The organism is Ralstonia soli, from assembly GCF_023955655.1.
Lineage (GTDB): Bacteria > Pseudomonadota > Gammaproteobacteria > Burkholderiales > Burkholderiaceae > Ralstonia > Ralstonia soli.
The window spans coordinates 49,191-71,120 of record NZ_JAMXHT010000004.1 but is presented as its reverse complement, the minus strand read 5'-3'; the positions used below and the strand labels follow the sequence as shown (position 1 = coordinate 71,120).

General features: G+C 63.8%; 16 protein-coding genes. 6 read left to right on the top strand and 10 right to left on the bottom strand.

The window, feature by feature from the left end:
* Positions 1-57: 57 nt before the first annotated feature.
* The 5 genes from pbpG to NG900_RS10560 form a co-directional block, all read right to left on the bottom strand.
* Entirely contained in the window at positions 58-1,260 is a 1,203-nt protein-coding gene (gene pbpG, locus NG900_RS10580) for a D-alanyl-D-alanine endopeptidase (protein WP_252679937.1), read from the bottom strand.
* Between the two features lie 437 nt (positions 1,261-1,697).
* A complete protein-coding gene (locus tag NG900_RS10575; protein WP_252679936.1) occupies positions 1,698-2,405 on the bottom strand; it encodes a nitroreductase in 708 nt (235 codons plus the stop codon).
* Positions 2,406-2,419: 14 nt separating this feature from the next.
* On the bottom strand, positions 2,420-2,863 hold the full coding sequence (locus NG900_RS10570; protein WP_252679935.1) for an acyl-CoA thioesterase: 444 nt from the start codon (positions 2,861-2,863) through the stop codon (positions 2,420-2,422).
* A 58-nt stretch (positions 2,864-2,921) separates the two neighbouring features.
* A complete protein-coding gene (locus NG900_RS10565) occupies positions 2,922-3,839 on the bottom strand; it encodes a DMT family transporter (RefSeq protein WP_252679934.1) in 918 nt (305 codons plus the stop codon).
* Positions 3,836-4,795, bottom strand: coding sequence for a histone deacetylase family protein (locus NG900_RS10560; RefSeq protein ID WP_252680883.1), 960 nt, complete (start codon positions 4,793-4,795; stop codon positions 3,836-3,838). The genes NG900_RS10565 and NG900_RS10560 overlap by 4 nt, the downstream gene beginning before the upstream one ends.
* 403 nt (positions 4,796-5,198) lie before the next feature.
* Here NG900_RS10560 and NG900_RS10555 point away from each other — a divergent pair, with 403 nt between their 5' ends.
* Positions 5,199-5,777, top strand: coding sequence for a phasin family protein (locus NG900_RS10555; RefSeq protein WP_252679933.1), 579 nt, complete (start codon positions 5,199-5,201; stop codon positions 5,775-5,777).
* A 346-nt stretch (positions 5,778-6,123) separates the two neighbouring features.
* Complete coding sequence (locus tag NG900_RS10550; protein WP_315862368.1) at positions 6,124-6,684, top strand: hypothetical protein; 561 nt, start codon at positions 6,124-6,126, stop codon at positions 6,682-6,684.
* A 109-nt stretch (positions 6,685-6,793) separates the two neighbouring features.
* Here NG900_RS10550 and lpdA read toward each other — a convergent pair whose 3' ends face one another.
* The 4 genes from lpdA to aceE all read right to left on the bottom strand — a co-directional run bounded on the left by lpdA (position 6,794) and on the right by aceE (position 13,823).
* Positions 6,794-8,584, bottom strand: coding sequence for a dihydrolipoyl dehydrogenase (gene lpdA / locus NG900_RS10545; protein ID WP_252679931.1), 1,791 nt, complete (start codon positions 8,582-8,584; stop codon positions 6,794-6,796).
* A gap of 57 nt (positions 8,585-8,641) precedes the next feature.
* The gene (locus tag NG900_RS10540) at positions 8,642-9,214 is read right to left on the bottom strand and encodes an Ntn hydrolase family protein (protein WP_048932532.1); all 573 of its coding nucleotides are present in this window, start codon (positions 9,212-9,214) and stop codon (positions 8,642-8,644) included.
* Between the two features lie 93 nt (positions 9,215-9,307).
* Positions 9,308-10,978: a dihydrolipoyllysine-residue acetyltransferase gene (gene aceF, locus NG900_RS10535; RefSeq protein ID WP_252679930.1), complete on the bottom strand. Its 1,671-nt coding sequence runs from the start codon at positions 10,976-10,978 to the stop codon at positions 9,308-9,310.
* 154 nt (positions 10,979-11,132) lie between these two features.
* Complete coding sequence (gene aceE / locus NG900_RS10530; RefSeq protein WP_252679929.1) at positions 11,133-13,823, bottom strand: pyruvate dehydrogenase (acetyl-transferring), homodimeric type; 2,691 nt, start codon at positions 13,821-13,823, stop codon at positions 11,133-11,135.
* Positions 13,824-14,137: 314 nt separating this feature from the next.
* Between aceE and NG900_RS10525 the strand changes: the two genes are divergently transcribed.
* The 4 genes from NG900_RS10525 to NG900_RS10510 all read left to right on the top strand — a co-directional run bounded on the left by NG900_RS10525 (position 14,138) and on the right by NG900_RS10510 (position 20,571).
* Positions 14,138-16,699, top strand: coding sequence for a PAS domain S-box protein (locus tag NG900_RS10525; protein WP_420804142.1), 2,562 nt, complete (start codon positions 14,138-14,140; stop codon positions 16,697-16,699).
* 60 nt (positions 16,700-16,759) lie between these two features.
* The gene (locus NG900_RS10520; protein ID WP_252679926.1) at positions 16,760-17,395 is read left to right on the top strand and encodes a response regulator transcription factor; all 636 of its coding nucleotides are present in this window, start codon (positions 16,760-16,762) and stop codon (positions 17,393-17,395) included.
* A gap of 84 nt (positions 17,396-17,479) precedes the next feature.
* A complete protein-coding gene (folD, locus tag NG900_RS10515; RefSeq protein ID WP_252679925.1) occupies positions 17,480-18,349 on the top strand; it encodes a bifunctional methylenetetrahydrofolate dehydrogenase/methenyltetrahydrofolate cyclohydrolase FolD in 870 nt (289 codons plus the stop codon).
* A 107-nt stretch (positions 18,350-18,456) separates the two neighbouring features.
* Positions 18,457-20,571 carry a M3 family metallopeptidase gene (locus NG900_RS10510; RefSeq protein ID WP_252679924.1) on the top strand — a complete coding sequence of 705 codons (2,115 nt, stop codon included), beginning with the start codon at positions 18,457-18,459 and terminating at the stop codon, positions 20,569-20,571.
* Between the two features lie 54 nt (positions 20,572-20,625).
* On the opposite strand, the gene NG900_RS10505 is transcribed toward NG900_RS10510, so the two are convergent.
* Positions 20,626-21,900, bottom strand: coding sequence for an amidohydrolase family protein (locus NG900_RS10505; RefSeq protein ID WP_252679923.1), 1,275 nt, complete (start codon positions 21,898-21,900; stop codon positions 20,626-20,628).
* Positions 21,901-21,930: the final 30 nt, after the last annotated feature.

The window sequence follows — 21,930 nt, the reverse complement described above, 5'->3', positions numbered from 1 at the left end:
CTTTGGCCAACAAAAAAGCGCGTTCGATGACGCGCTTTTTTGTTGCGGTACGTTGGCTCAGGCGCCGTGCTGCTCCGAAGCCAGTACCGTCGACGGCTGCGTCGACACCGGCACCGTCATTGGCACATTCCGCAGCGGCGCGGCAGCTTGTGTGGCCTGCTCGACATGCGGATTGCGCTCCAGCCAATTGCGCACGCGCGTGGCATCGGCAAAGCGCGTGAGGTTGCCGGCGGAATCCAGGAACACCATCACCACATTGCGGCCATGCACGTTGGCTTGCATCACCAGGCAGCGGCCCGCTTCGTTGATGAAGCCGGTCTTCTGCAGGCCGATATCCCAGTCACCGCCGCGCACCAGACGGTTGGTGTTGACGTAGTGCAGCGAGCGGCCGTTGGCGTTAACAGTGTGCTCGGTGGTGGTCGTGAACTGACGGATCAGCGGCACCTTGTAGGCGGCCATCACGATCTTGGCCAGATCCTGCGCGCTCGACACATTGCTGCTCGACAGGCCATTCGAATCGACATAGTGCGTGTCGTTCATGCCCAGCTCGCGCGCCTTGCGGTTCATGGCTGCGACGAATGCCGGACGGCCGCCCGGATAGTTGCGGCCCAGGGCCGAGGCCGCGCGGTTCTCCGACGACATCAGCGCCAGCAGCAGCAGGTCTTCGCGCGTGAGCATCGTGCCGAAGCGCAGGCGCGAGCCGGTGTTGCGCTCGTAGTCGCGATCGTCATCGGTAATCTCGAGCAGCTCGTCCATCGGCTGATGCGCGTCGGTCACGACCAGCGCCGTCATCAGCTTGGTGATCGAGGCGATCGGCAGCACGGCCGACGAATTCTTCTGGAACAGGACTTCACCCGTGTTCTGGTCCATCACGAAGGCAACGGAGGAACGCAGTGCCAGTGCATCGGGCGTCGACCGCAGGCCCATTGCTTCGCCAAGCGTGGGAGCGGCCGGCACAAAGGCGGCACGCACCGGACGCGCACCGCGCTCGACCACGATCACGCGGCGCTTGCCTTTGACGGTGACAACCTTGCGGACTTTGCTGGTAGCGACTTCGTCACTGCTCGCAGCCGCGACTTTGGCGCTGGCTTGGCGATTGGCGACGGTTTTGCCTTTGGATTTGGCTTTCTTGCTGGCGGCGGGCTTTTTGTCGGCGGTGGCAGCGTTGGCCACCGTGGCGACGGAAACAGCGGCGAGCGCGACGGTCATCAGCGAAACGAGGCCGAGACGTCGAAAAATTGAGGAAACAGACCGTGACATGATTCGATCACCCGCGCGTGAGATGGCGCAAGTGTAGGCAAAAACAAAATTCTTAGCAAGATGAAGGACTTAGCTCACAGCCTTAAAGCTTGACCTCTGGAGCCTTATCATTCGGTCATCATTTCGACGCAATTTCCTGCTTCGGCAGGATCGGGATTGCGAGAAAAGTTGCGCAAGCCGCACATGACGTTGGATGTGGAATCAGAACGGAGTCGGAAATTGTTCCCAGATTCCGTCGCGCATGGCGACAGTCACGGTTTACAACCAGGCCCAACATTTCCTCACAACACGCTCGCGTCGTACACGGGACCGCATGATGGAAGTCTAACGACAGACCGGCCGGTTCTGTTGACATAATTCGACGACTTTTCAGCGCCAATTCCGGCTTTGCGCGACGATGTGCGCTGTAGCGTCCAGGCAGCCGCGTGATAGCGACGTCAGTCGAAGAAGCGAGTGAAGTCGGAGACCGGCGCCCGCTCCGTGATGAGCGTGTTCTCGACCGCGTCGGGATTCGCGTATCCCATCGACATGCCGCACACGACCATCTCGTCAGCAGAGAGCCCGAGGTGCTCGCCGATGATCCGGTGGAACTGCGTGAAGGCGGCTTGCGGGCACGTGTCAATGCCCCGTGCGCGGGCGCCCACCATCACGGCTTCAAGGAACATGCCGTAGTCGAGCCAACTGCCCTGCTCCATTACACGGTCGATCGTGAAGATGATGCCGACCGGCGCATCGAAGAAGCGGAAGTTGCGCGCGTGCTGTGCGTGCATGCGCGCTTTGTCGGCACGGCCGATGCCGAGCAGGCTGTACAGATCCCAACCGACTTTGCGGCGACGGCTTTGGTACGGGTCGACCCACGTGCGCGGGTAGTACGGATATTCCTCGCGATGCAGCGAGTCGACTTCCGGATGATCGTACGCGGCCAGCACCGACTCCGACAGGCGCGCCTTCGACTCCCCCGTCAGCACATAGACCTTCCACGGTTGCGTGTTGCTGCCGGAGGGCGCGCGGCGCGCCACATCCAGGATCGCTTCGATAGCTTCGCGCGCCACCGGCGTCGGCAGAAATGCGCGAATGGAGCGCCGCGAAGTGATGGCCCGATCGACAAGTTCAACTTCAGCGGAGGTGGGACGTCGGTCGCTCATGGCAATGCGGAAGACTAGGCGGTGATGTTGGCCGCAAGCGGCTCGAGCACAGCACGCAGGGCATCCGGCAGCGGCACGGGCCGGCGCGTTTCGCGATCGACGTAGACATGTACGAAATGACCTTGCGCGGCGGCCTCTTGCGCGTCGCCCCGGAACAGGCCCACCTCGTAGCGCACGCTCGTGTTGCCCAGGCGTGCAACGCGCAGCCCCGCCACCACGGGATCAGGAAACGACAGCGGCGCGAAGTAGTTGCATTGCGTCTCGATGACGAGGCCGATGGTGTCGCTGTGCTCCGGGTTCAGCACGCCCTGCCCGATCAGGTAGGCGTTCACCACGGTATCGAAATAGCTGTAGTAGACGACGTTGTTGACGTGGCCGTAGACGTCGTTGTCCATCCAGCGCGTGGTGATGGTGTGGAAGTGGCGGTAGTCGTCGCGCGTCTGGCGGAGCGTACTCATGGGCGGCAAGCGGATGACGAGGGAAAGTGATGAGGATACGCCAGCCGCCTGAGCTGGGTCACCTGCGGATGACGAGCGCCACACCGCTGGCGGCAATCACCATCCCCAATGCGGCCAATGGCGGAAAGCGCTCGCCGAACAGCGCCCAGGCCATCACGGCCGTCGTGGGCGGCGTGAGATACAGAAGCGACGTCACCTTGGTGGCCGCGCCCCTGCGGATCAGCACGAACAGAAGCGAGATCGCACCGATCGACAACGCCAGCACCGACCACACCAGCGAGCCGATCATCTGCCAAGTCCAGTGCACTTCGCGCGTCTCAAACAGGAACATGAACGGCAGGCACAGCAACGCCGATGCCCCGAACTGGATGCACGCCCCCATGCGCAGATCGAACATCGGGCAATGGCGCTTCTGATATAGCGTGCCGATCGTGATCGACAGCAGCGCGCCCACGCACAGCGCAAGCGTCGTTACACCCACGCCCGCCAGATGCAGCTTGTTACCCACGACCAGACCCACGCCGGCGATGCCACACAGCAGGCCCAGCCATTGGCGGCCCGACACCCGCTCGCCGCGCATCGACACATACAGCGCCGTGAGAATCGGCTGCATGCCGACGATCAGCGCAGTCATCCCTGCCGGCATACCGAGCTTGACCGCCGCCCAGACGCCCGCCAGATAGCCCCATTGCATCAGCACACCCGCCACGGCGATGTGGCCAACGGTCGGCCAGTCGGTCTCTTCCGTGCCCGCCCGACGTGGCAACGGCACACGTGCCAGCCACACCAGCGGCAGCAGGCATATCAGCACGCCAACAAAGCGGAAGAAGAGGAAGGTGATTGGCTCGGCGTACGGCATGCCGTACTTGGCCACGATAAAGCCCGTGCTCCAGATCAACACGAAGAGCCACGGCATCGCGGCCACGAACAGGGAATCGCGCGACGAGGCCGGCGCGACGGAATACGCTTGGGTCATGCGGAAAGCGGAAGAGAGATCGATGCGGCAGCCTTGTCGCGTGCCGCCCAGCGCTGGGCATGCTGGGCAGCCAGCGCAATGGTTTGCGCGTGGACGGCCACGGTATCGTCGATATTGTTGCCGTAGCCGCCCGCCATGGTAACGGCAACCGGAATCCGCCGCTGGTACGCAAAATCGAAGACTTCCTGATCGCGCCGTGCCAGACCGTGCATGGTCAGCTTGAGCCGGCCCAGGCGGTCGCCCTCGTGCGGATCCGCGCCCGCCAGATAGATGATCAGGCGGGGCTGGAAGCGCCCGGCCAGGATATCGAGCGCGCCGGTCAACGCCTGTAGATAGTCCTCGTCGCTGCAGCCGTCGTGCAGGCCGACGTCCAGATCCGACGCCTCCTTGCGAAACGGGTAGTTCTTCTCGCCGTGCAACGACACGGTAAACACGGTTGCATCGTCGCGCAGGATCGACGCAGTGCCATTGCCCTGATGCACATCCAGATCGACGATCGCGACCGGGAAATCGGCTGGCGCCCTGCCCGGCCGGCGCTGCATCCAGCGTGAAGCGATCGCCGCATCGTTAAATACGCAGAAGCCGCCCCCCTTGTCCGCATACGCGTGATGCGTGCCGCCCGCGAGGTTCACTGCAATCCCATCGTCGAGTGCCGCTTCGCACGCGGCCATCGTGGCGCCGGCCGATCGACGGCTGCGCTCCACCATCTCGGGGGACCACGGAAAGCCGATTTCGCGCTGGCGAGCTGGGTCGAGCTGACCCGCATTCACTGCCTGGACGTACTGAGGGGTATGCGCCAGCAGCAGCGCATCGTCATCAGCGCGCGGGGCCTCATGAAAGGACAGCCCCGGTACGTCAGCCTCGACCCGGGCGCGCAAGTCGCTGTATTTGCGCATCGGAAACCGGTGGCCCGGTGGCAGCGGCAAGACAAAATGGTCGGTATAAAACGCCCGCATGTGAAGGAAGGATCGCAACGCAACAAAAAATGGAACCCGGGCGCATCCTAACCTACGCTGCACCCGTGTGTTTTTTGAGACGGAATTGCCGGCGGAAGTGGGCAGACACGCTTCACGTGCACCGCGAACGCGCATTTTCTTGCCACAAAAATTTGCGCCAAACGGTTGGTTGCGCAATTCCTGAGCAGGAATAATCAGCGAATTCTGATTTTTGTGCGATGCACAAAGAAAGCTTGACACCAGTTTGGTGCTCGACAACAATGGAATTGTTGCGATGCACCATCCCTTATCGATCGCGATGTCGCCTGGAAGGCCCGACGCAGACCGTCATGCTTTGTACATCTGGGCGATCTAAATTTTTGATTTTGATTCCCCGACCCACCTTTGTATTTGGAGAGACAACATGCTGACTCAGGAACAGATCGCTGCGGCGCACAAGGCCAACCTGGAAACGTTCTTCGGCCTGACCAACAAGGCATTTGAAGGCGTCGAAAAGCTGGTCGAACTGAACCTGCAAGTCGTCAAGGCCACCCTGGCTGAGAACGTCGAACACGCCAAGAAGGCCCTGACCGCCAAGGACGCACAAGAACTGCTGTCGGTGCAAACCGCCGCCGTGCAGCCGCTGGCCGAGAAGGTTCTGGCTTACAGCCGCCACCTGTATGAAATCGCTTCGGACACGCAAGGCGAATTCAGCAAGGTTGCCGAAGCACAAATCGCTGAAAACACCCGCAAGCTGCAAGCCCTGGTCGACAACGTGTCGAAGAACGCTCCGGCTGGTTCGGAATCGGCTGTTGCTCTGGTGAAGTCGGCCCTGTCGGCTGCCAACAACGCCTATGACTCGGTGCAGAAGGCCACCAAGCAAGCCGTTGAACTGGCCGAAAGCAACTTCCACGCTGCTGCCAACGCCGCCAGCAAGGCAACCGCTCAAGCTTCGGCTCAAGCGCGCGCTGCTACGGGCAAGAAGACGACGACCGCTGCCTAATCGGTCGCTGGCTTCCGCCGCTCAAGCGGGCCTCCTTCGGGAGGCCCGTTTTGTTTTGGCGGTCGATCGAGCCCATCGTCCAAACACGCTGTTTGCGCGCATTTGCGCGGAACCGAAACGCAAGCCCATTGGTCCATCCCATCGTGTTCGTCAGATTGTCTCCTCGGTACCTCTGCCGAAAAACCTGTCCTCAGTGGTGATCAGTGGGTACCTTTAACCCGGCTTCGGCCGGGTTTTTTGTGTGCAGGGGAAACAGCTCGCGCCTCCAAATTGCGAACTTTTGTGCCCGAACAGCGCTCCATTCTGTATTGCGGGCCATCGCCCGCCCTGCCTTTACCCCATCACAATGTCTCGCGAATCCCTGATCAAGCGCAGTCTGATCTTCGTTGCAGCGCTTATCTTGCTGTTCGAAGAGTGGATCTGGAACGTCATGCTGCGCGCGACCGCCCGCTTGGCGGCGCATCCGTGGGTACAAGCCGCCGAGCGGCGGCTGGCGACGCTGGAACCGGTTGAGGCGTTGTGCGCCTTTGTCCTGCCCATGCTGGCGCTACTGCCGTTCAAGCTCGCGGCGGTCTATGTGCTGGCGCGGGGCCACTTCATCGCCGGCGCACTGGTCCTCATCGCCGCGAAAGTCACCAGCACTGGGCTCGGCGTGCGCATCTACTGCGCCGTCCGGCCGCAATTGCACACGATCGCTTGGTATGCACGCTGGGAAGCCGCCTTCCTGGCGTGGAAACGGCGTGTCGTTGCTGCCTTGCGGGCTACGCCGACATGGCAAGCGTTGCAGGTGCGAATCGCCGTTTGGCGCGCACGCCGGCACGGGCTGGTCCAACAGATCTGGCGGCGCCTGGTCGCAGCGGTACGCCTGCTACGCCGATCTCGACGCCCCGCCGAACCACGCCATTGATCCGTCATCACATCACACGCAAAAAAGAGGGGCTGCCCATATCGAGCAGCCCCTCTTTTTGTCAGCCAAGTCTTGGGGTGTCCCAAAAAACCTGGCAGTTAATTGCACATCAACGCTTGCGAGCCGGCGGCACGTCCGTGCAAACGCCTTCGTAGATTTCCGCCGCCATGCCCACCGACTCACCCAGCGTCGGGTGCGGGTGGATAGTCTTGCCGATGTCCACGGCGTCTGCGCCCATCTCGATGGCCAGGCAGATCTCGCTGATGAGGTCGCCTGCATGCGTACCGACAATGCCGCCACCGATGATGCGATGCGTTTCCTCGTCGAAGATGACCTTCGTGAAGCCCTCGTCGCGGCCGTTGGCGATCGCGCGGCCCGAAGCGGCCCACGGGAACACGCCCTTGCCGTACTTGATGCCCTGCGCTTTGCACTGGTCCTCGGTCAGGCCGGCCCAAGCCACTTCCGGATCGGTAAAGGCCACCGACGGAATCTGCTTGGCATCGAAGTAGGCCTTCTCGCCATGCGCCGCTTCGGCTGCCACGTGGCCTTCGTGCACCGCCTTGTGCGCCAGCATCGGCTGACCAACGATGTCGCCGATCGCGTAGATGTGCGGCACGTTGGTGCGCTGCTGCTTGTCCACGTCGATGAAGCCGCGGTCCGTCACGGCCACGCCGGCCTTTTCCGCGCCGATGCGCTTGCCGTTCGGGCTACGGCCCACTGCCACCAACACCATGTCGTAGCGCTGCGGCTCGGCCGGTGCGGCTTCGCCTTCGAACTTGACGTAGATACCGTCCGCCTTGGCCTCAACACCAACGGTCTTGGTCTTGAGCATGACCTTGTCGAAGCGGCCCTTGTTCATCTTGTCCCACACCTTGACGAGGTCGCGGTCGGCGCCCTGCATCAGGCCGTCGAGCATTTCCACCACGTCGATGCGTGCGCCCAGCGTGCTGTACACGGTCGCCATTTCCAGGCCGATGATGCCACCGCCGATGACCAGCATCTTGGCCGGCACTTCGCGCAGCTCCAGGGCGCCGGTCGAATCGACGATGCGCGGATCTTCCGGAATGAACGGCAGCTTCACGGCCTCGCTGCCCGCAGCGATGATCGCCTTGGCGAAGCGGATGACCTTCTTCTCGCCGGTCACAGCCTTGCCGGCGCCGTCCGTCACCTGCACTTCCAGGTGGTTCGGATCGAGGAACGTGCCGACGCCGCGCACAACCTGCACCTTGCGTGCCTTGGCCATGCCGGCCAGGCCGCCGGTCAGCTTGCCGATCACGGATTCCTTGTGTTTGCGCAGTTGGTTGATATCAACCTTCGGCTCGCTGTAGACGATGCCGTGGGCGGCCATCGCCTTGACTTCTTCCATCACGGCGGCTGTGTGCAGCAGCGCCTTCGACGGGATACAACCCACGTTCAGGCAGACGCCGCCCAGCGTGGAGAAACGCTCGACCAGCACGGTGTTCATGCCGAGATCCGCGCTGCGGAACGCAGCCGAGTAACCGCCCGGGCCGGAACCGAGGACGAGCATGTCGCATTCGATGTCAGCGGCGCCGGCGTGCTTGGCCGCTTGCGGTGCGGGTGCCGAGGCTGCCGAGGCTGCCGGAGCGGCAGCAGGCGCTGCGGCAGGAGCCGGCGCTTGCGCGGGCGCCGGGGCGGCAGCGGCACCGGCTTCCGCCGTGGCGATCACCGTGCCTTGGCTGACCTTGTCGCCCACCTTGATCTTGACTTCGACAATCTTGCCGGCCACATCCGACGGCACATCCATGGTGGCCTTGTCGGTTTCCAGCGTGATCAGCGCCTGATCGACGGTAACGGCATCGCCCGCCTTCACCATCACTTCAATGACGTCCACGTCCTTGTAGTCGCCGATATCCGGCACCTTGATTTCCACCACGCTCATTCCTGACTCCTTGTTCTTGTCGTCGGCTGCAGGCACTCGCCTTGGCCGCCGACGCTTTCAATCCTGCAGACGCACCGTGTGCACTTCGATCGGGCCGCCCGAACTCTTGTCGAACTCCACGCCTGCGGACACGCCCACCTGGGCGACATCCGCCGCCGTCTTGCCGGGCATGTCGAACACCGCCGACATGGCCCCCAGCGCAAAATTGCGCCCCGAGCCGATGCCCCAGAAGCGGTCGAACGAAAACACCTCGCGGTACGAATAGACGCCGTAGATGCCGGTTGCGTTGGCGATCAGGCAGGTGATCTGCGACGACTCGTAGGGGTCGTCGTCGTCTTCCTTGGTGTTGACGAAATACTCGTCCTTGAGCTTTTCGTGCACCTTGAGGAAGGTCCGGAAGACGTCGTCGCGCGTGCCGAGGCGGCACTCATCGGCCAACCCCGTCAGCAGGCTGCGCATGACCGGAAAGTGGGCCGTCGTACCTGCCAGGGCGATCAGAGAATCGCCCACTTGGAAGATCTTCTGGTTCTGCTCGTAGCCGCGCGCCAGGCGCGTGTCGCCAAACGTCACCAGAGAATCAGCCGCAATCGCCACTTCGCCGTCTTTCTTGACCACCACGCACGTCGTCATGTCGTCCTCGCGAAAAATTCGCCGACCGCTGCAAACCCATGTGGGCCGGCACGCACAGGCCAGAAGCCAGATGCGTGCCGTGCCCGCTCAGGCTTACAGGCTGACGCGGCGGAAGTCCGCCAGCAGGCTGCCCAGATACGCGTTGAAGCGTGCAGCTTCCGCGCCATCGATCACGCGGTGATCGTACGACAGCGACAGCGGCAGCGTCAGGCGCGGCACGAACTGCTTGCCGTCCCACACCGGCTTCTGATAGCCACGCGACAGACCCAGGATCGCCACTTCCGGCGCATTGATGATCGGCGTGAAGTTCGTACCACCAATGCCGCCCAGCGACGAGATCGAGAAGCAGCCGCCCTGCATCTGGTCTGGCTTGAGCTTGCCTTCGCGCGCGGCCTTCGACAGGTCGGTCATTTCACGGGCGATATCCACCACGCTCTTCTTGTCCGCATCGCGAATCACCGGCACCACCAGCCCGTTGGGCGTATCGGCCGCAAAGCCGATGTGGAAGTACTGCTTGAAGACGAGGTTATCGCCGTCCAGGCTCGCGTTGAAGGTCGGGAACTTCTTCAGCGCCGAGACGACCGCCTTGATCACGAACGCCAGCATCGTGAACTTCACGCCGGCCTTTTCGTGCTCCTTGTTCATCTGCACGCGGAAGGCTTCCAGATCGGTGATATCCGCTTCGTCGTTGTTGGTGACGTGCGGGATCATGACCCAGTTGCGATGCAGGTTTGCGCCAGAGATCTTCTTGATGCGCGACAGCGGCTTCGGATCGACCGGGCCGAACTTGGTGAAGTCCACCTTCGGCCACGGCAGGAGGTTCAGTTCGCCGCCACCAGCCGGCGCGCTTGCAGCGGCCTTGCCAGGAGCAGCAGCCTGACCGGTCATCACGCCCTTGACGTAGCGCTGCACGTCTTCCTGCGTGATGCGGTTCTTCGGGCCCGTGCCGCCAACGAGGTTGACGTCGACGCCCAGGTCACGCGCGTACTTGCGCACCGACGGGCTGGCGTGGGCAGCCTTGCCCACCGTACCGACGGTGTCGGCGGTGTACGTGGCAGGCGCTGCAGCCGGAGCAGCAGCGGGCGCAGCCGCAGGGGCCGGGCTGGGTGCAGCGGCAGCCGGTGCGGGCGCCGGAGCTTGTGCAGGCGCCGGTGCTGCGGCAGCACCGCCAGCGCCTTCCAGCACGACGATCAGCGTGCCTTCCGACACCGCATCGCCCACCTTCACGCGGATTTCCTTGACGACACCGGCGGCCGGCGACGGCACATCCATCGTGGCCTTGTCCGATTCGAGCGTGATCAGCGACTGCTCGGCTTCCACCTTGTCGCCCACCTTCACGCTGATCTCGATGACCGGCACATCCTTGTAGTCGCCAATGTCCGGGACCCTCACTTCGACCGTGCCGCCACCCGCAGCAGCCGGCGCCGGGGCCGACGCTTGCGCAGCAGGTGCGGGGGCCGGCGCAGCAGCGGCCGGAGCCGGAGCGGCAGCCTGGGGCGCGGGAGCCGGAGCCGCCGCGGCGCCCTGCTCTTCGAGCAGCAGCACCAGCGAGCCTTCCGACACCGTGTCGCCCACCTTGATCTTCACTTCCTTGACGACGCCGCTCTTGGGCGACGGCACGTCCATGGTCGCCTTGTCCGATTCCAGCGTAACCAGCGAATCCTCGGCGTTGACGGTATCGCCCGCCTTGACCAGCACTTCGATCACCGGGACGTCTTTGTAGTCGCCGATGTCCGGCACCTTGATTTCTACGACTTGACTCATTCTTCTGTCTCCAGAGGGTCTGGCGGCGAGTGCGTCCGGCGGCGGGCACAAACTGCTCCGCAGGCTACCGCATCGTGCAGGCAAATGCACTACGCGAAAAGTCTGTCAGAGCGGTGCCCGGGCCGGGACGCAACCCACGCGCCCGGCGGCTCCGTTATACGGTCATCGGGTTGGGCTTGTTCGGATCGAGGTTGTACTTCTTCAGTGCCTCGGCCACCTTTTCGCGCGGCAGCACGCCTTCATCGGCGAGCGCCTTGAGCGACGCAACCGTCACCCAGTAGCGATCCACCTCGAAGAAGTGGCGCAGCTTCTCGCGGGTATCCGAGCGGCCGAAGCCGTCGGTGCCCAGCACCACGTAGCGACGCGGCACGAAAGCGCGGATCTGCTCGGCGAAGGTGCGGACGTAGTCGGTCGATGCGATGACCGGGCCGCGTGCGTTCTTGAGCAGCTTCTCGACATGCGATTCGCGTTGCGGCTCGGTCGGGTTGAGCAGGTTCCAGCGGGCAACGGCGTTGCCTTCGCGAGCCAGTTCGGTAAAGCTCGGGCAACCCCACAGGTCCGACTCCACGCCCCAGTCCTTCTTGAGCAGCTCGGCGGCAGCGATCACCTCACGGAAGATCGTGCCCGAACCCAGCAGCTGCACGCGCGGTGCGTTGCTGTTCTCGACGCCCTTCTTGAACTGGTACATCCCCTTGATGATGTCGGCCTCGACACCCGCCGGCATTTCCGGGTGCTCGTAGTTCTCGTTCATCACCGTCAGGTAGTAGTAGACGTCTTCCTGCTCGACATACATGCGGCGCAGGCCGTCTTGCATCACCACGGCCAGTTCGTACTGGAACGTCGGATCATACGAGATGCAGTTCGGGATGGCAGCGTGGTACACATGCGAGTGGCCGTCTTCGTGCTGCAGGCCTTCGCCGTTCAGCGTGGTGCGGCCAGCGGTGCCGCCCAGCAGGAAGCCGCGCGAGCGCATGTCGCCGGCGGCCCAGCAGAGGTCGCCGATACGCTGGATGCCGAACATCGAGTAGTAGATGTAGAACGGGATCATCGCCACGCCATGCGTCGAATACGACGTGGCGGCCGCGATCCAGTCGCACATGGCGCCGGCTTCGTTGATGCCCTCTTGCAGCACCTGACCCGTCTGCGATTCCTTGTAGAACATCAGCTGGTCGTGATCCTGCGGCACGTACTTCTGGCCTTCCTGGTTCCAGATACCGACCTGGCGGAACAGACCTTCCATACCGAACGTGCGCGATTCATCCGGCACGATGGGCACGACGTGCTTGCCGACGTTCTTGTCCTTGAGCAGGATGTTCAGGATACGGACGAAGGCCATCGTCGTGGACACTTCGCGGCCTTCGCCGGTGGCCTTGAGCAGCGCGTCGAATGCCGACAGCGCCGGAATCTGCAGTGGGTCCGCCTTCAGGCGACGAGCCGGCAGGTAGCCACCCAGGTCCATGCGCGCCTTGCGCATGTACTCCAGTTCCTTCGAGCCTTCCTCGAACTTGACGTACGGAACCTTCTCGAGCTGGTCATCCGCCACCGGAATATTGAAGCGATCGCGCAGCTTGCGGATGGCGTCCACCGGCATCTTCTTCTGCTGGTGGGCGATGTTCATCGCTTCACCGGCTTCGCCCATGCCATAGCCCTTGATGGTCTTGGCGAGGATGACGGTCGGCTGACCCTTGTGGTTACTCGCCGATTGGAATGCCGCGTAGATCTTGTGCGGATCATGGCCGCCGCGGTTCAGCGCCCAGATGTCGTCGTCGGACCAGTCAGCCACCATGGCCTTGAGTTCCGGCGTGTTGAAGAAGTGCTCGCGCACGTAGGCGCCGCTCTTCGACTTGAAGGTCTGGTACTCGCCGTCGACGCATTCCATCATGCGGCTCATCAGCAGGCCCTTGGTGTCGCGGGCCAGGAGCTGATCCCAGCGGCTGCCCCAGATGACCTTGATGACGTTCCAGCCGGCGCCGCGGAATTCGCTCTCCAGCTCTTGAATGATCTTGCCGTTGCCGCGCACCGGGCCGTCCAGGCGCTGCAGGTTGCAGTTGATCACGAAGACGAGGTTGTCCAGCTTTTCACGGCCGGCCATGCCGATCGCGCCCAGCGATTCCGGTTCGTCGGTTTCGCCATCGCCCAGGAAGGCCCAGACCTTGCGATTTTCCCAGTTCTGGATCAGGCCGCGGCTGGCTAGGTACTTGGTGAAGCGCGCCTGGTAGATCGCCATGATCGGACCCAGGCCCATCGACACGGTCGGGAACTGCCAGAAATCCGGCATCAGCCACGGGTGCGGATACGACGAGATGCCCTTGCCGTCCACTTCCTGACGGAAGCTGTCGAGCTGCTCTTCCGACAGGCGGCCCAGCAGGAAAGCGCGCGAGTACACGCCCGGCGCCGAGTGGCCCTGCACGAAGACCATGTCGCCACCGTGCTTGTCCGACGGGGCATGCCAGAAGTGGTTGTAGCCGACGTCATACAGCGTGGCTGCGGACGCGAACGACGAGATGTGGCCACCGACGTTGGTGTCCTTGTTCGCGCGCAGCACCATCGCCATGGCGTTCCAGCGGGTGTACGAACGGATGCGGTGCTCGATTTCCTGGTTGCCCGGAATGCGGTCCTGGTTCTCAACCGGAATCGTGTTGATGTAGGGGGTTTCTGCGTGCAGCGGCGAGGTCACGCCATTGATGCGCGCGTACTCAATCTGCTTGTCGAGGAGGAACGCCGCGCGCTGCGGGCCTTCCGCGCCGATGACGCCTTGCAGCGCCTCCAGCCATTCCTTGGTTTCCTGGGGATCGACGTCGCTGGCGCTCGTGGCGCCCAGGACTTGTTCTGGTACGGCCGACATGGCGGTCTCCTTGGTAGCAGTAACGGTGGGTACGTCTCTTGTGAGGTATCCCGCCGGCGCGCGCGTCGCACGCACGCAAGGGGCCACCCCGACTTTTGCGCTGATTCTATGGGCACCCGCAAACACAGCACAAGCGGAATTTTCAAATTGCGATATGGTTTTTTATAATGTGGAATATTAGTGCGATGCAAAACAAAGCACTCGTGACATTGCAGCGCAGCATTTCGGTAAGCCCCGAGAGGCATCACCAAGCGGTTTCCCCAAGCGACCCGCAAGTTAATTGCCGTTACACTTAGTTTTGCGCAGTTGCACAGATGTCCACTCCCATACCTCCGCAGAATTCCGGCGTTCGTCCGCCCATCATGCTTGCCCCCTCCCACGCTTCGCAGGACCCGGCTGCCTCGTCGGCATCCGCCGCTCCTGTACCGGTGCCCGCGCCCGAGTTGCCGCCCGACGAAGGTGCGCGCCCGAACATGCCGCGCCGCCTGTGGCTGACGCGCCTTGGCCGGCTGTGGACGACCAACTGGTTCATGTTCATCCCGCTGGTGGCGATCGTCCTGTTTGCCGGCGCAATGATCTTCATCCTGTATCAGCTGCACGCCACCGAGGTGCAGCAGCAGCGTGATGCACTCTACCGCGACGCTGCCTGGGCGGAGCAGAAGGTGCGCCTGTCCCTGCAGAGCAATCAGGACCAGGTGGCCGCGCTGGCACGCGACATTGGCGCCGCGCAGCTCGACCCGAGCGCCTATCGCGACGCCGCCCGCCAGCTCCTGCGAGAAAACCCCGAACTGGTCTTCATCAACTGGCTGGACGCCACGCGCCGCCCGCGCTGGGCATTCCCGGCCAACTCCGAATTCGTCGCCCGCGTGCGCGAAACGCGCGACCACCCCCTCGAGCCTGAAATCCAGTCCGCCTACGATGCCGCGCGCGAAACGCAGCGCGCCGTCTATTCGCGCCCCATCCAGAACGAGCGCGGCGAGAGCTTCATGCTCATGGAAGTGCCGATCGTGCGCGACAACGAGTTCCTGGGCACCGTGGGCGCCATGTACTCCGTCACCGGCATCCTCACGCAACTGCTGCCCGGCGAATTGACCGACCGCTACCGCTTCTCGCTGGTCGACAAGAACAACGTGATTCGCGCCAGCACGTCGCTGCGGCCGGTGCCCAAGGCGGCCGCGTCGTACGAGGTGCTGCTGGATCCGCCGGGGCACTCGTTGTCGTTACGGGCGGAGGCCTATCCGGCGCCGTCCAACTTGCCCAACAACATGCTGATGTGGCTGGTGGCCGGCCTGTCGTGCTTCGTGATCTGGAGCCTGTGGAGCGTGTGGCGCCACACCAGCCGGCGCTCCGAGGCACAGCGCGCGTTGCTGGCCGAAACCTCGTTCCGCCGTGCCATGGAAAACTCCATGGTGATCGGCATGCGCTCGCTCGACCTCAACGGCCGCATCACCTACGTGAACCCGGCGTTCTGCCGCATGATCGGCTGGACCGAAGCCGAGCTGGTCGGCCGCATGCCGCCCTTCCCGTACTGGCCGCCGAACGAGATCGGCGAGATGCAAAAGCACATCGAGCTGACCTTGCGCGGCAAGGCGCCTGCCAACGGCATGGAGCTGCGCATGATGCGCCGCGACGGCACGAGCTTCTATGCGCGGATGTACGTCTCGCCGCTGATCGACGCACGCGGCCGGCACACGGGCTGGATGAGCTCGATCACCGACATCACCGAGCCCAAGCGCGCGCGTGAAGACCTGGCCGCCGCGCACGACCGCTTCACCACGGTGCTGGAGAGCCTGGACGCCGCCGTGTCCGTGCTGTCCACCGACAAGGCCGAACTGCTGTTCGCCAACCGCTACTACCGCCAGCTCTTCGGCTGGGAGGCGTTCGGGCATCTGCAGCTCTCGGGCCACGACGTCAATACGGAAGACGTGTCCAGCGACGCGCTCGACCTGATCGACCCCTACGCCGGCCTGCCCGCCTCGGAGCTGACGCCGCATGCCGCAGACGCCCGCGAAATCTACGTGCCGTCGATGCAGAAATGGTTTGAAGTGCGCCGCCGCTACATCCAGTGGGTCGACGGGCACCTCGCGCAGATGCAGATCGCCACCGACATCACCGTGCGTAAAGCCGCTGAGGAAATGACGCGCCAGCACGAGGAGCGCCTGCAGTTCACCAGCCGCCTGACGACCATGGGGGAGATGGCCTCGTCGCTGGCGCACGAGCTGAACCAGCCGCTGGCCGCCATTAACAACTACTGCATGGGCGCGGTCGGCCGCCTGAAGAGCGGACGCAGCACGCCGGAAGAACTGATCCCCGTGCTGGAAAAGACCTCCGCCCAGGCTGTGCGCGCCGGCACCATCATCCAGCGCATCCGCGGCTTCGTGAAACGCAGCCAGCCGCAGCGGCGCGAATCCGACCTGCGCGACATCGTCGCCGATGCGGTCGGCCTGGCCGAGCTGGAGGCCACTCGACGCGGCATCACGATCCTGACGCGCCTGCCGCCTGACCTGCCGCATCTGTATGTCGACCCGGTGCTGATCGAGCAGGTGCTCGTCAACCTGCTCAAGAACGCGGCCGAAGCCATGGCCGCCCACCCGCGCCTGCGCGCCGCCAGCGTCCTGCGCCTGCACGCCAATCTGATCGACGACCCCGAAAATTCGGTGTTGATCGAGGTGATCGACCAAGGCCCCGGCGTGGACGACAGCACCAAGGAACGCTTGTTCGAGCCGTTCTTCAGCACCAAGTCCGACGGCATGGGGATGGGGCTGAATATCTGCCGTTCCATCATAGAATCCCACCTCGGCCGGCTCTGGGTTGAAAACAACGCCGATGGCATCGGCTGTACGTTTAAAATCATCCTTCCGCTGAATCCGCTGTAGCCAGCTGTCATCCGCAGTAAGTCGCTTTTAAAACATAGAACGTAGACCGAGGACTCCTCCATGAGCACAACGCCCGCAGCAGTTGCGCCGCGCAACGAAACCGTGTTCGTCGTCGACGATGACGAAGCCATGCGTGACTCGTTGACGTGGCTGCTCGAAGGCAATGGCTACACCGTGCGCACCTATCGCAGCGCCGAAGAATTCCTGGTTGACGACAAGCGAGGTGAAGGCGTCGGCTGCCTGATCCTCGACGTGCGCATGCAAGGCATGAGCGGCCCCGAGCTGCAAGACCGCCTGCTGGCCGAAAACAGCCGCATGCCGATCGTCTTCGTCACCGGCCACGGTGATGTGCCGATGGCCGTGTCGACCATGAAGAAAGGCGCGGTGGACTTCATCGAAAAGCCGTTCGACGAGTCCGAACTGCGCGAGCTGGTCGAGCGCATGCTCAGCAAGGCCCGCAGCGAAGACTCGGTCGCCCGCGAACAGAAAGCCGCCCAGGACCTGCTCGGCCGTCTCACCACGCGCGAGCAGCAGGTGCTCGAGCGCATCGTCGCCGGCCGCCTGAACAAGCAGATCGCCGACGACCTGGGCATTTCCATCAAAACGGTGGAGGCCCACCGCGCCAACATCATGGAAAAGCTCAACGTGAATACGGTGGCGGACCTGCTGCGCCTGGCGTTGTCGCGCAACAGCTAAACCGCGTCGCAAAACACCAAGCGGGCGGCTGAAGGGAAGGCGCCGATTTATAATCGCGCTTTGCCCTCCCTCCTCCGCCCAGCCATGACCGCCCAACTCATCGACGGCAACGCGCTTGCCAAGCAACTCCGCGCCGAAGCCGCACAACGCGCGGCTGCCCTCACCGCCCGCGGCCACCAGCCTGGTCTCGCCGTCATCCTCGTCGGCGAAGACCCGGCCAGCCAGGTCTACGTGCGCAACAAGATCAAAGCGTGCGAAGACAACGGCTTCCTCTCCGTTTTCGACCGCTATCCGGCAGACCTGACCGAAGCCGACCTGCTCGGCCGCATCGATGCCCTGAACCGCGATCCGCGCATCCACGGCATCCTGGTCCAGCTGCCGCTGCCCAAGCACATCGACAGCCACAAGGTGCTCGAAGCCATCGCGCCCGAGAAGGACGTCGACGGTTTCCACATCGCCAACGCCGGCGCGCTCATGACTGGCGCCCCGCTGTTCCGCCCGTGCACGCCGTACGGCTGCATGAAGATGCTGGAATCGATCAACTACCCGGTGCGCGGTGCCAATGCGGTGGTGGTGGGCGCCTCGAACATCGTCGGCAAGCCGATGGCCATGCTGCTGCTGCAGGCCGGCGCCACCATCACGATCTGCAACAGCAAGACGCGCGATCTGGCCGCCCACACGCGTGAGGCCGACATCATTGTGGCCGCCGTGGGCCGTCGCAACATTATCACCGCCGACATGGTCAAGCCGGGCGCCGTCGTCATCGACGTGGGCATGAACCGCGACGATGCAGGCAAGCTCTGCGGGGACGTCGACTTTGCCGGCGTCAAGGAAGTCGCCGGCTACGTCACCCCGGTGCCGGGCGGCGTTGGCCCGATGACGATCACCATGCTGCTGATCAACACGCTGGAAGCCGCCGAGCGCGTGGCTGAAGGCGCTGCGCTGGCGGCCTGATCGTGGTGACCTAAGCCTCACCCAACCCAGTTGGAAACGGAAAAAGCGTCCCCACCTGATGGATCGGACGCTTTTTTTGTCCCCGAAATTTCTCTTCCGAGCCTGCCATGACCGACACTTCGCACAAGGTTGCCACCCCGGCCAACAATCCGTTGCTCGATTTTTCTGGTCTGCCGCGCTTCGCGGACATCCGCCCGGAGCACATCACGCCCGCCATTGACGTGCTGCTCGAGCGCGCTGCATCGGCTGTGGCACGGGTGAAGGATCCCGCCACGCCGGTGAGCTGGAATACCGTCGTCACCGCACTGGAAGACGCCACCGAGCCGCTGGGCCGCGCCTGGGGCATCGTCAGCCACCTGAGTGCGGTGGCCGACACGCCCGCGCTGCGTGAAGCGCATGCCGCCAACCTGCCCCGCGTGACCGAGTTCTGGTCGGGCCTGGGGCAAGACCTGGAACTGTTCGAAAAGTACAAGGCGATTGCCGACAGCGCGGAATACGCAGCCCTCTCCCCCGCCCGCAAGAAGCTGCTCGACAACGAACTGCGCGGCTTCCGCCTGGGCGGCGCCGAGTTGCCGGAGGACCAGAAACCGCGCTTTGCCTCCATCCAGGAACAACAGGCGCAGCTGACCAAGGCCTTCAGCGACCACGTGCTGGACGCCACGAATGCCTACGCGCTCCTTATCGACGACGAATCCCGTCTGGCCGGCCTGCCGGACGACGCCAAGCAAGCTGCGCAAGAAGCCGCTCGCCGCGATAACGCGAACGCTACCGGCTGGAAGTTCACGCTGCACTTCCCGTCGTACTTCCCGGTGCTGCAGTACGCGGAAGACCGCGCACTGCGCCGCACCCTGTACGAAGCCAACGTCACGCGTGCATCCGAACTCGGCGCGCAATACGGCGGCGGCAAGCCCGAGTGGGACAACACCGCCAACATGGCCGAGCAGCTCACGCTGCGTACCGAAGAAGCCCACATGCTGGGTTACCGCAACTTCGGCGAGGTGTCGCTGGTGCCAAAGATGGCCGATTCGCCCGAAGACGTGCTGCGCTTCCTCGGTGAGCTTGCTGACCGCGCCCGCCCCTTCGCCGAGAAGGACTGGGAAGAGCTGCAAGCGTTCGCCAAGACCACGCTCGGCATCGACAAGCTCGAACCGTGGGACATGGCCTACGCGTCAGAAAAACTGCGCGAGGCGCGCTACGCGTTCTCCGAGCAGGAGGTGAAGCAGTACTTCCCGGAACCGGCTGTGCTGGATGGGCTGTTCAACGTCGTGCAGACGCTGTTTTCGGTCAAGATCCAACCCGAGCAAGCCGAAGTGTGGCATCCGGATGTGCGCTTCTTCCGCGTGGAATCCGCGCAGGGCGAGCTGCTCGCGCAGTTCTACATCGACCTGTACGCCCGCGAAGGCAAGCGCGGCGGCGCCTGGATGGACGACGCCCGCGGCCGCAAGCTGCTGGATGATGCTGGCGTGCAAACCCCGGTGGCCTACCTCACCTGCAACTTCTCCGGCCCGGTCGGCAACAAGCCCGCGCTGTTCACGCACGACGAAGTCATCACGCTGTTCCACGAGTTTGGCCACGGTCTGCACCACATGCTCACGCAGGTGGACGAGCTGGGCGTGTCGGGCATCAACGGCGTGGAATGGGATGCGGTGGAACTGCCGTCGCAGTTCATGGAGAACTTCTGCTGGGAGTGGGAAGTGCTCTCGCGCATGACCCGCCATGTGGAATCGGGCCAGCCGCTGCCGCGCACGCTGTACGACCGCATGCTGGCCGCGAAGAACTTCCAGAACGGCATGGCGACACTGCGCCAGATCGTGTTCTCGACGTTCGACATGCACCTGCATACGGATTTCGACCCGAAGGGCGACACCTCGGTGCTGGAACTCTCGCGCGAGGTCAACAACCGCTTCCACGTGGTGCCGCAGGCCGAGCTGTCGCGCTGGCCCAATACGTTCAGCCACATCTTCGCAGGCGGCTACGCAGCGGGTTACTACAGCTACAAGTGGGCCGAGGTGCTGTCAGCGGATGCCTATGCCGCGTTTGAAGAGGCCAGCAAGCTGGGCGGCTCGGTGCTCGACGTTGAGACGGGCGCCCGCTATCGCCGCGAAGTGCTGGCCGTTGGCGGCAGCCGCCCGGCGATCGAGTCGTTCACGGCCTTCCGCGGCCGTGCGCCGAGTATCGATGCCCTGCTGCGCCATGGCGGCATGATGGCGGAAACCGCCTGACGCTCATGCCATCAGCGCAACGCCGCTTCGCGCACCTGCCGAAGCGGCGTTTTTTTATTGGGGCAATCGAAAATCGACGTGCGTGGGCCGGCCCGGTAGCGACAGCGATGCGTGCGGTGCTGGCGTGCGCGCCACCACCTGGCCACGCCGCATCACCAGCGTGCGCGTAGCGCGCAGGCGAATCGCCTCAACGGGGTCTCGCGCATCGAGCACAACCAGATCCGCATAGCACCCCGGGGCGATGCCATAGCCCTCCAGGCCAAGAATGCGCGCCGGCGTTTCCGTCACGGCGGCAAAGCACTGGCGCATCGCGTCTTGCCCCGTCATCTGCGCAACGTGGAGGCCCATGTGCGCGACCTCCAGCATGTCGCCGGAGCCCAGGCTGTACCACGGGTCCATCACGCAATCGTGGCCAAAGGCGACATCGATGCCGGCGGCCAGCAGTTCGGGTACGCGCGTCATGCCGCGCCGTTTGGGATACGTATCCGAGCGCCCCTGTAGCGTGATGTTGATCAGCGGATTGGCAATCGCCGCCACACCCGCCTCGTGCATCAGCGGCAGCAGCTTGCTGACGTAGTAGTTGTCCATCGAATGCATTGACGTGAGGTGCGAGCCGGCCACGCGGCCGTGCAGACCCAGGCGATGCGCTTGCGCGGCGAGCGTTTCGATGTGGCGGGAGAGCGGATCGTCGGATTCATCGCAGTGCATGTCGACCCGCAGGCCGCGCTCGGCGGCAAATTCGCACAGCAGGCGGATGGATTCCGCGCCATCGGCCATCGTGCGCTCGAAGTGCGGAATGCCACCGACCACATCCACGCCCATGTCGATGGCGCGCTTGAGGTTATCGAACGTACCGGAGCTGCGCAGCACGCCATCTTGCGGAAAGGCGACCAGTTGCAGGTCCAGATACGGCGCCACCTGCCGCTTGACGTGCAGCAGCGCCTCGACGGCCAGCAGGCGCACGTCGCACACGTCCACGTGCGAGCGGATCGCCAGCAGGCCGCGCGCGACGGCCCAATCGCAGTAGCGCAGTGCGCGTTCGACCAACGCCTCTTGTGTGAGCGTGGGCTTGAGTTCGCCCCACAGGGCGATGCCTTCCAGCAGCGTGCCGGATTGATTCACCCGCGGCAGACCGTAGGACAACGTCGCATCCATGTGGAAATGGGCATCGACAAATGGCGGTGACACCAGCGCCCCGGCAGCGTCGAACTCCTCCACGCCGCGCGCGGGCAGGTTCGGCTGCACAGCGGCGATGCGGCCGCCCTCCACGCCGATGTCGATGCCGGGGCGCCCATCGGGCAGATTGGCGTTGCGGATCACGAAATCCATACGGGGTCCTCTGGCTGGATGGGGCGCAAG

What these genes read in the sequence shown, in the direction of transcription:
- pbpG (WP_252679937.1), bottom strand. Translation starts at nt 1,260, where the DNA reads ATGTCACGGTCTGTTTCCTCAATTTTTCGACGTCTCGGCCTCGTTTCG.
- NG900_RS10575 (WP_252679936.1), bottom strand. Translation starts at nt 2,405, where the DNA reads ATGAGCGACCGACGTCCCACCTCCGCTGAAGTTGAACTTGTCGATCGG.
- NG900_RS10570 (WP_252679935.1), bottom strand. Translation starts at nt 2,863, where the DNA reads ATGAGTACGCTCCGCCAGACGCGCGACGACTACCGCCACTTCCACACC.
- NG900_RS10565 (WP_252679934.1), bottom strand. Translation starts at nt 3,839, where the DNA reads ATGACCCAAGCGTATTCCGTCGCGCCGGCCTCGTCGCGCGATTCCCTG.
- NG900_RS10560 (WP_252680883.1), bottom strand. Translation starts at nt 4,795, where the DNA reads ATGCGGGCGTTTTATACCGACCATTTTGTCTTGCCGCTGCCACCGGGC.
- NG900_RS10555 (WP_252679933.1), top strand. Translation starts at nt 5,199, where the DNA reads ATGCTGACTCAGGAACAGATCGCTGCGGCGCACAAGGCCAACCTGGAA.
- NG900_RS10550 (WP_315862368.1), top strand. Translation starts at nt 6,124, where the DNA reads ATGTCTCGCGAATCCCTGATCAAGCGCAGTCTGATCTTCGTTGCAGCG.
- lpdA (WP_252679931.1), bottom strand. Translation starts at nt 8,584, where the DNA reads ATGAGCGTGGTGGAAATCAAGGTGCCGGATATCGGCGACTACAAGGAC.
- NG900_RS10540 (WP_048932532.1), bottom strand. Translation starts at nt 9,214, where the DNA reads ATGACGACGTGCGTGGTGGTCAAGAAAGACGGCGAAGTGGCGATTGCG.
- aceF (WP_252679930.1), bottom strand. Translation starts at nt 10,978, where the DNA reads ATGAGTCAAGTCGTAGAAATCAAGGTGCCGGACATCGGCGACTACAAA.
- aceE (WP_252679929.1), bottom strand. Translation starts at nt 13,823, where the DNA reads ATGTCGGCCGTACCAGAACAAGTCCTGGGCGCCACGAGCGCCAGCGAC.
- NG900_RS10525 (WP_420804142.1), top strand. Translation starts at nt 14,138, where the DNA reads ATGTCCACTCCCATACCTCCGCAGAATTCCGGCGTTCGTCCGCCCATC.
- NG900_RS10520 (WP_252679926.1), top strand. Translation starts at nt 16,760, where the DNA reads ATGAGCACAACGCCCGCAGCAGTTGCGCCGCGCAACGAAACCGTGTTC.
- folD (WP_252679925.1), top strand. Translation starts at nt 17,480, where the DNA reads ATGACCGCCCAACTCATCGACGGCAACGCGCTTGCCAAGCAACTCCGC.
- NG900_RS10510 (WP_252679924.1), top strand. Translation starts at nt 18,457, where the DNA reads ATGACCGACACTTCGCACAAGGTTGCCACCCCGGCCAACAATCCGTTG.
- NG900_RS10505 (WP_252679923.1), bottom strand. Translation starts at nt 21,900, where the DNA reads ATGGATTTCGTGATCCGCAACGCCAATCTGCCCGATGGGCGCCCCGGC.